Source organism: Mesorhizobium sp. M7A.F.Ca.US.014.04.1.1, from assembly GCF_003998745.1.
Lineage (GTDB): Bacteria > Pseudomonadota > Alphaproteobacteria > Rhizobiales > Rhizobiaceae > Mesorhizobium > Mesorhizobium ciceri.
The window spans coordinates 1-8,378 of record NZ_RZRW01000243.1 but is presented as its reverse complement, the minus strand read 5'-3'; the positions used below and the strand labels follow the sequence as shown (position 1 = coordinate 8,378).

8 protein-coding genes, 1 pseudogene and 1 riboswitch are annotated in these 8,378 nt (G+C 64.8%); of the genes and pseudogenes, 5 read left to right on the top strand and 4 right to left on the bottom strand.

Going from position 1 to position 8,378, the window contains the following annotated elements; translation table 11 throughout:
- A pseudogene (locus EOA22_RS17285) lies at nt 1-813 on the top strand (hypothetical protein); the annotation flags it as partial.
- Nucleotides 814-830: 17 nt separating this feature from the next.
- Here the strand turns inward: EOA22_RS17285 and EOA22_RS17280 are convergent.
- The 4 genes from EOA22_RS17280 to EOA22_RS17265 form a co-directional block, all read right to left on the bottom strand.
- Nucleotides 831-1,130: a CcdB family protein gene (locus tag EOA22_RS17280; protein ID WP_063169193.1), complete on the bottom strand. Its 300-nt coding sequence runs from the start codon at nt 1,128-1,130 to the stop codon at nt 831-833.
- Nucleotides 1,130-1,372, bottom strand: a complete 243-nt coding sequence (locus EOA22_RS17275) for a type II toxin-antitoxin system CcdA family antitoxin (RefSeq protein ID WP_063170355.1) — start codon at nt 1,370-1,372, stop codon at nt 1,130-1,132. Before EOA22_RS17275 ends, EOA22_RS17280 begins: the two co-directional genes overlap by 1 nt.
- A gap of 167 nt (nt 1,373-1,539) precedes the next feature.
- Nucleotides 1,540-3,360 (bottom strand): ABC-F family ATP-binding cassette domain-containing protein, encoded by a 1,821-nt coding sequence (locus EOA22_RS17270; RefSeq protein ID WP_127390109.1) that lies wholly within the window; start codon nt 3,358-3,360, stop codon nt 1,540-1,542.
- Nucleotide 3,361: 1 nt separating this feature from the next.
- Nucleotides 3,362-4,021: a thiamine diphosphokinase gene (locus EOA22_RS17265; protein ID WP_027162509.1), complete on the bottom strand. Its 660-nt coding sequence runs from the start codon at nt 4,019-4,021 to the stop codon at nt 3,362-3,364.
- Between the two features lie 87 nt (nt 4,022-4,108).
- Nucleotides 4,109-4,223: riboswitch (TPP riboswitch) on the top strand.
- Between the two features lie 43 nt (nt 4,224-4,266).
- Here EOA22_RS17265 and thiB point away from each other — a divergent pair.
- From thiB to EOA22_RS17245, 4 genes are all read left to right on the top strand, one after another.
- On the top strand, nt 4,267-5,265 hold the full coding sequence (gene thiB / locus EOA22_RS17260; protein WP_063169191.1) for a thiamine ABC transporter substrate binding subunit: 999 nt from the start codon (nt 4,267-4,269) through the stop codon (nt 5,263-5,265).
- 8 nt (nt 5,266-5,273) lie between these two features.
- Complete coding sequence (thiP, locus tag EOA22_RS17255; RefSeq protein ID WP_024502936.1) at nt 5,274-6,899, top strand: thiamine/thiamine pyrophosphate ABC transporter permease; 1,626 nt, start codon at nt 5,274-5,276, stop codon at nt 6,897-6,899.
- On the top strand, nt 6,892-7,683 hold the full coding sequence (thiQ, locus tag EOA22_RS17250) for a thiamine ABC transporter ATP-binding protein (RefSeq protein ID WP_063169190.1): 792 nt from the start codon (nt 6,892-6,894) through the stop codon (nt 7,681-7,683). Before thiP ends, thiQ begins: the two co-directional genes overlap by 8 nt.
- 321 nt (nt 7,684-8,004) lie before the next feature.
- Nucleotides 8,005-8,378 (top strand): M48 family metalloprotease (locus EOA22_RS17245; protein ID WP_245478647.1); only part of this gene is annotated, 374 nt, incomplete at its 3' end.

Below are 8,378 nucleotides of genomic sequence, written 5' to 3'. Positions count from 1 at the left end.
GGCCAAAGCGGCATCGGCGAAGGCGAATCGGTCGCGGCGCTGACCACCCCGCCCTCGGCCCCGAACGCACCGGCGATTTCCGCACCGGCCGCCGGTACGCCTGCCGCGACTACGCCTCCGGCGACAGATGCCGCCCCCGCAACGCCGCCTGCCAACGGAGCAGCGCCTGCAGCGCCGGCCGGTGCTGCCGGCACGCCGCCAGCACCGGCAGGTGCCGCGCCGCCCGCCCCGGCGGCTGCGCCTGCGGAAGCCGCTCTGCCTGTCGGCCAGAAGGCGATCTTCTATGAGGAGCGCACCAGCACCGCCCAGGGCTCCGCCGAGCCCGGCAACATCGTCTGGTCGCTGGTGCAGGAATCGCCCGGTGGCGACCTGCCGCCGGAGCCGGCGATCCGCGCTGAGGCGACCATTCCCGGCAAGGACATCCAGTTGCGCATGACCATCCGCCGCAACACCGACCAGACGCTGCCGGCCAGCCATATCATCGAGATGATCTTCCTGACGCCCGACGGCTTCGAGGGCGGCGGTGTCGACAACATCCTGCGCGTTGCCATGAAGGCTTCGGAGCAGGATGCCGGCAGCCCGCTGATCGGCATTCCGGCCAAGATTGCCGACGGCTTCTTCCTCGTCGCGCTCAACGACACCAAGGCCGACGAAGACGCCAACATGACCTTGTTGCGCGGCCAGGACTGGATCGACGTGCCGGTGGTCTACAAGACCGGACGGCGGGCGTTGCTGACCATGGAAAAGGGCATTCCCGGAGAGAAGGTGTTCGACGAGGCAATCAAGGCCTGGCAGGCCAAGACGGCAGGCTGAGACGCTGTAGCCGCCGTTCAGAAGCCCTGGAACAGCATGTCGAGCGCAGCGACGATGTCGTCGTGGTGCTTGATCAGGTTCAGCCGACTTTCGCCCAATTCGCTGGCAGAAACGGTGGCAACCAGGTGTGTTGCCATAACGAGCTTTCGACCGTTGATCTCAAAAATCGGATGAAGCTTTCGCATCGGCGGTGGCACCATTGCGACCGGCAGAAGCGGCACGACCACCCGCGTCTTGAAATTGTCGAGCAGCTCTGACTGAACGTCGAGCACATAGCTGCCTTCGATGCGACCGGCGAAGACATCATAGCGGGGCATCAGAACTGCCGGTACTCTTCCAGCGGGATGCCATGTTTCTCGATATAGTCGTTCCACGCGTCCATCGTGGCGCGGTTCTCAAGCTTCCACAGTCGCGTTTTTTCGGCAGCCACCGCCTCCGCGATGCCGGCCTCCGCAGCGCGCGAGACATTCACGTCAAGTCCCTTGGCTTCCCTCATGAGGTTCGAATCGATCGACAGATTTGCTGGCTGACGGGTCGCACTCAAGGCAATTTTGCGCATAATAGCCTCCGCAACATGCGCATAATATATGCGCATTTCTGTATGGAGGCAATCAGGCGGTTCTAGCTGCAGGTAGGGGCGCTCGGCCCCTTCGCTATGGCTCCGGGCGTTCGTCGCTTCAATCGACAAATCGTCGTCGATTGATCGGCCTACGGCCGAAACACTCCTCACCCCTCCATCTCCTCGCGCAACATCTCCAGTTCCAGCCATTCTTCCTCGAGCGCGGCCAGCGTCGCGCGCTCCTTGTCGAGGGCGGCGATGGTTTTCTGGAACGAGGCCGGATCGCGCTCGTAATAGGCCGGATCGGCGATGTTGTTCTCCAGCCTCGAGATCGAGGCCATCACAGCTTCGATTTTCTTCGGCAGGGATTCCAGTGCGAATTTCTGCTTGAACGACAGTTTCTTCGCCGGCCCTTTTGGCGCGGCGGCTTCGCTCTTGCCTGACGCGGGCGCCTCGCCATTTTCGGCTCTCGCCCGCGCCTTGCGGTCGTCCAGCTTCGTGCCGCCGCGCTGCGCCAGCATGTCGGAGTAGCCGCCGGCATATTCGATCCAGCGGCCCTCACCATCCGGCGCGATCAGGCTGGTCACGGTGCGGTCGAGGAAATCGCGGTCGTGGCTGACCAGGATGACGGTGCCGGCGAAACCGGCGACCAGTTCCTGCAGCAGTTCCAGCGTCTCCATGTCGAGATCGTTGGTCGGCTCATCGAGCACCAGAAGGTTTGCGGGCCGCGCCAGCACGCGCGCCAGCAAGAGCCGCGCCCGCTCGCCGCCGGACAACTCGCGCACCGGCGTGCGCGCCTGCTCGGGCTTGAACAGGAAATCCTTCATGTAGGAGACCACGTGGCGCTGCTCGCCATTGATGACGAGGTTTTCGCCGCGCCCATCGGTGAGATATTGTGCCAGCGTCTCCTGCGGGTCGACCGCCTCGCGCTTCTGGTCGAGCGTGGCGATCTCCAGATTGGTGCCGAGCCGCACCGAGCCGGCGTCCGGCTTCATCTCGCCGGTCAGCATTTTCAAGAGCGTGGTCTTGCCGGCGCCGTTCGGCCCGACCAGGCCAACGCGATCGCCACGCTGGATGCGGGTCGAAAACGCCTTGACCACGGCGAGATCGCCAAAGCTCTTTTCGATGTTTTTCGCCTCGATCACCAGCTTGCCGGACTCGGTGGCGTCGCTCGCCACCATGATCGCCGACCCTTCGGCCCCGCGATGACCGCGAAAACGCTGACGCATGGTCTGCAACTCGCCGAGCCGGCGCATGTTGCGCTTGCGCCGCGCCGTCACGCCGTAGCGCAGCCAATGCTCTTCGCGAACGATCTGGCGACCGAGCTTGTGCTGCTCGCGTTCTTCTTCCTCCAGAACCAGGTCGCGCCATTCCTCGAAATGGCCGAAGCCCTTGTCCAGCCTGCGGGTCTGGCCGCGATCGAGCCAGACCGTGGCGCGCGACACGCGTTCGAGGAAGCGGCGGTCGTGCGAGATGACGATCAGCGCCGAGGAGGTGCGGATGAGTTCTTCTTCCAGCCATTCGATGACCGAGAGGTCGAGATGGTTGGTCGGCTCATCGAGCAGCAGGATATCGGGCTCCGGCGCCATGACGCGGGCAAGGGCGGCGCGCCTCGCCTCGCCGCCCGACAGGTCGTTCGGACGTTCCTCACCCGACAGGCCGAGATGCTCCATCAGATAGCTGGCGCGGTAGGGATCGTCGGCGGGGCCAAGCCCGGCCTCGACATAGGCGCGGACAGTGGCAAAACCTTCCATGTCGGGCATCTGCGGCAAATAGCGGACGGTCGCCGAAGGCTGGCGGAACACTTCGCCGTCCTGCGGCTCGATCAGGCCGGCGGCGATCTTCAGCAGGGTCGACTTGCCGGACCCGTTGCGGCCGACCAGTGCGATCTTGTCGCCGGCCGAAGCCGTCAAGGCGGCGCCATCGAGCAGCGGCGTGCCGCCGAAGGTCAGTTTTATCCCATCAAGGTTGAGAAGGGGCGGGGCCATGTCAGCTTTCAGGTAAGGGATAGGGATGAGCGAGCAGCATCGCGCGGCCATGGCCGAGCGCGATTTCGAGGCGGCCCCCGGTCTTGTCGGACTTGACCTCGTTGGAAATGGTCAGCGACGAACCGAACGCCACCTTGACGTGAGCGAGCGGCCATTTGGCGCCGGTGACGGTCAGGCCGTCGAGCTCGGAAAAGCCGAGCACCGAAAACAGCGTGCCGTCGGCATAGTCGAAGCCGGCCGTTCCGCGCAGCAGGGGGATGCCTTCCTGAGCGCCGCTGGTCAAAAGCACGTCCGTTCCCGCCTCCGCCAGCCGCAGGGCGAGCGACAGATGCAGAAAAGCGTGGTCGGCGCGCTTGCCGCCAAAGGCGCCGGCCAGCACCAGGCGGGTCGCGCCGCGCTCCAGTGCCGCGGCGACGGCAAGTTCGCCATCGGTCTGGTCCTTTTCCGCCGGGAAGGTCCGGCGCGGCACGGAAGCGAGATCGTCCGGCAGGTTGGCCGGCACCGAATCGAAATCACCCACCCACAGCTCCGGCACGAGACCCAGCAACCGCGCATGACCGATGCCGGCGTCGGCGGCGATGACGCGGGAGCCTTTGACCTGACGGTCGAGCCGTGGCGTACGGATGAGATCGCCGCCAAGCAGGATGGTGAATGTGCTCATATCGTGTGGCCCTTACCAGCCCGGCACGGGAAACGGAAGGCGGCAAACTCCCGCTTGCATGGCGGATCGGCCCGGCCTATGTGTCGAAACGCTCTAACGGGGTGCCGGACGCGATCTTCGCGGACCGGCTGAGAGGCAGTCTCGCCAACCCGCTGAACCTGATCCGGTTTGTACCGGCGGAGGGATTAGACGTTTCGGACAGTCCGACGCCTCAATTCCTTTCAATTCAAACGAAGGAGGCGCCGATGCGCACGCTTTTATACGCTCTTGTTTCAGCAACGGTCGTGGCCTTGTCCGGGCCCGCCTTGGCCAAGGACAAGCTCACCGTCTACACCTATGAGAGTTTCACCGCCGACTGGGGTCCGGGTCCCGTGGTGAAGAAGGAGTTCGAGGCCGAATGCGGCTGCGACGTCGACTTCGTCTCGGTCGCCGATGGCGTCGCGCTGCTCAACCGCGTCAGATTGGAAGGCACATCGACCAAGGCCGATATCGTGCTTGGCCTGGATACCAATCTCACCGCCGATGCCAAGGCGTCAGGCTTGTTCGCGCCGCATGGCGCGGTGACGGATGTCAGTGTGCCGGGCGGCTGGAGCGACGACACGTTTGTCCCCTTCGACTACGGCTATTTCGCTGTCGTCTACGACACGCAGAAGATGAAGACGCCGCCGAAGAGCCTGAAGGAGCTGATCGAAGGCAGTGCCAACGACAAGATCGTCATCCAGGATCCGCGCACCTCGACGCCAGGCCTCGGCCTGCTTCTTTGGGTCAAGTCGGTCTATGGCGACAAGGCACCCGAGGCCTGGGCCAAGCTCAAGGCCAAGGTGCTGACCGTGACGCCGGGCTGGAGCGAGGCCTATGGGCTGTTCACCAAGGGCGAGGCGCCGATGGTGCTGTCCTACACGACGTCGCCAGCCTACCACATGGTCGCCGAGAACACGGAGCGCTACCAGGCGGCCTCCTTCGAGGAGGGCGAGTATCTGCAGATCGAGGTGGCGGGCATCACCACGACAGGAGCCAAGAATCCGCTGGCGGCCAAGTTCATGGCCTTCATGACCGGGCCGAAATTCCAGGATGCCATCCCCGAGACCAACTGGATGTTCCCGGCAGGCAAGACCGACAAGCCGCTCAATCCGGCCTTCGACAAACTGGTCAAGCCGACGAAGACCTTGCTGTTCAGCCCGCAAGAGGTCGCCGCCAACCGCAAGGCCTGGGTCGATGAATGGCTGGCGGCGATGAGCAAATAGGCAGCGCGATGGCGCCGGCGCATTCCACGGATTCCCGCGTCAGTGCCGGCATTGTCGCGCTCGCTGCAATCGCGCTGCTGATCGGCGGCGCGTTTGCCGGCCTGCTTTTCGAGGGCGCCCATGATTTCTCGGGCGCCTGGGCAGCCTTCGATCCCTATCTGCTTCGCGTCATTCGCTTCACGCTCTGGCAAGCGGTCCTGTCGACGCTGCTTTCGGTCATCCCGGGGCTGTTTGTGGCGCGCGCTCTGTCGCGGCATCCACGTTTCTTCGGCCGCGCCTTCATCCTGCAGATCTTCGCCGTGCCGTTGGCGCTGCCGGCCATCGTTGCAGCGCTCGGCATCCTGGCGCTTTATGGCCGTGCCGGCTACTTCGCCGGCGTGCTTGCCGTTATCGGCGGCGGAAGCTGGCCGGGCATCTATGGCCTGTCCGGCATTCTCGTCGCCCATGTCTTCTTCAACCTGCCGCTGGCGACGCGGCTGTTCCTCGAGGCGCTGCAGACCATACCGGCCGACCAATGGCGGCTGGCGAGCCAACTCGGCATGGCGGCCCGGCCGGCGTTCCGGCTGATCGAATGGCCAACGCTGCGCGCCGCACTGCCCGGCGTCGCCGGGCTTGTGTTCATGCTCTGCATCACATCCTTCACGATCGTGCTGACGCTCGGCGGCGGGCCGGCCGCGACGACGCTTGAGGTCGGCATCTACCAGGCGCTGCGCTTCGATTTCGATCCCGCACGGGCCGTTGCACTGACGCTGCTGCAGATCGCCTTGACCTTTATCGTGGTGCTGGCACTGACGCGGCTAGGCGCCAATGTGGTCGGCGACACCAATTTGCCGGTCGCGCAACGCCGCTATCTCTCGGTCAATCGGAGCGAGACCTGGTTGAACGCGCTACTCATCGTCCTGGCGCTGCTGTTCGTTGTCGGGCCGATGGCGGCAACCGTGATGGCCGGATTGAGTGCCGATCTCGCCCGCTTGGCCGGCGAGGCCACTGTCCGGCAGGCAACGCTGACCAGTGCGGCGCTCGCCTTCCTGTCGGCGCTGCTTTCGGTGATGCTGTCGCTGGCGCTGACCATGGCGCGGCGGGCACTGGCGCTGAACCGCCGTGCCGGCGCAAAGACACTGCTCGAACACGCCACCGATACAGGCGCCGGTTTTGTCCTGGTCGTGCCGCCGATCGTCGTCGGCGCCGGCTGGTTCCTGTTGTTGCGCCATGTCGGCGATGTCTTCGCCATCGCTCCGGTCATGGTCGTCACCGTCAACGCGGTGATGGCGATGCCGTTTGCGCTCCGCGCCGTGCGTCCCGCCTATGATGCAGCGAGCGAGCGTCACGAACGGCTCTGTGCACAGCTCGGCATTGCGGGCTGGAACCGGCTGATGCTGGTCGACTGGCCGTCGCTGCGGCGACCGCTCGCCACGGCCTTCGCTTTCGCCATGGCGCTGTCGCTCGGCGATCTCGGTGTCATTGCCTTGTTCGGCAGTGATTCCGTGCAGACATTGCCCTACCTTCTTCTGGCTCGGATGGGCAGCTACCGCACCGAGGATGCCGCCGGCCTCGCACTGCTGCTCGGCCTCGTCTGTCTCGCGTTGATCGTGGCGGCGCACTGGCTGGGAAGGGAGGAGGTCCGTGATGCGTGAAAAGGCGGCCAACGGGCTCGCGAAGGGCGCGCCGGTGCGGCTGGACAAAGTGTCGTTCAGCTATGGCAGCTATGGCGAGGCGCCGCTTGTTTTCGATGTCGAGTTTGCCGCGGCGACGATCACCGCCATCATGGGGCCGAGCGGTTCGGGCAAGTCGACACTGCTCAATCTGGTCGCCGGCTTCGAGACCCCACGGTCGGGCCGCGTGCTGGTCGGCGGTGTCGATGTCAGCGCCGAGCCGGCCTCGGCGCGGCCGGTGTCGATGGTGTTCCAGGAGAACAATCTCTTCGCGCATCTTTCCGTCGAGCAGAATGTCGGGCTCGGCCGCTCGCCATCCCTGCGGCTGACCGAGGCGGACCGCGCTGCGGTCGCCGAGGCGCTTGCGCGCACCGGTCTTGCGGGCAAGGAGAAACGCCTGCCGCGCGAGCTCTCCGGGGGCGAACGCCAGCGCGTCGCCCTGGCCCGCGTGCTGGTGCGCGACCGACCGGTGTTGCTGCTCGACGAGCCCTTCGCTTCGCTCGGACCGGCTTTACGCGACGAGATGCTGGATCTGGTTGCCGCCGTTCATGCCGAACGCGCCATGACAGTGCTGTTCGTCACCCACCAGCCGGAGGATGCACGCCGCATCGGCGAGCATATGGTGTTTGTCGACAATGGGTTGGTCGCCGCCACCGGCAAGGCTGATGATTTCTTCGCCGGGGCTGGTCCGGAGGCGTTCCGGCGCTATATCGGCGCGGGTGCCGGATATTCCACATCACGCGATGTTGCCCGGAAGCGGACATAATTTACGGTCAAACCGGCTCCAGGCGATGTGGCGTTTGCTTGCCATGACCGGGGGAGTGTGGCTAGGTCCGCCCTACCGGTCCGGCACAGGCCGTGATTTGCCTGCAGTATCCGGCGCCCGCCCCTGGGATGGGCCGCGGATACTGCAGCAGTTTGAGATATGGCACGTGAACATTCTGAAGATCGTCCCCGATTTTCAATGTCATGTGCCGGGACCCGAAAGGAAGCCGTTCTGGCGATCGGCGCTAACACATTGGGAATGAAACCGCTGGCGCGCTTTCTCGCGCTGGCCGGCTTTGCCGTGGCGTTGGCAAGCTGCCAGATGTTCACGCCGCCGGAGGTTCAGGAATCCGGCTTCCAGCCTTCCGACAAGCCGATCACGGTGGACAATGTCGGCGCCAACAACAAGCTCGCCGAATTGGCCAGGGCGCAGCATCCGCGCATCCTGGCGACCTATGGCGGCGAATATTCCGATCCCAAGCTCGAGCGCATGGTCGCCAAGGTGGTCGGTAGTTTGACGGTGGTGTCCGCCAACCCGACACAGACCTATCGCATCACCATTTTGAATTCGCCCAATGTCAATGCCTTCGCGCTGCCGGGCGGCTATCTCTACATCACGCGCGGCCTCCTGGCGCTGGCCAATGATTCGGCCGAGCTTGCAGCTGTCATCGCGCATGAGATGGGCGACGTCACCGC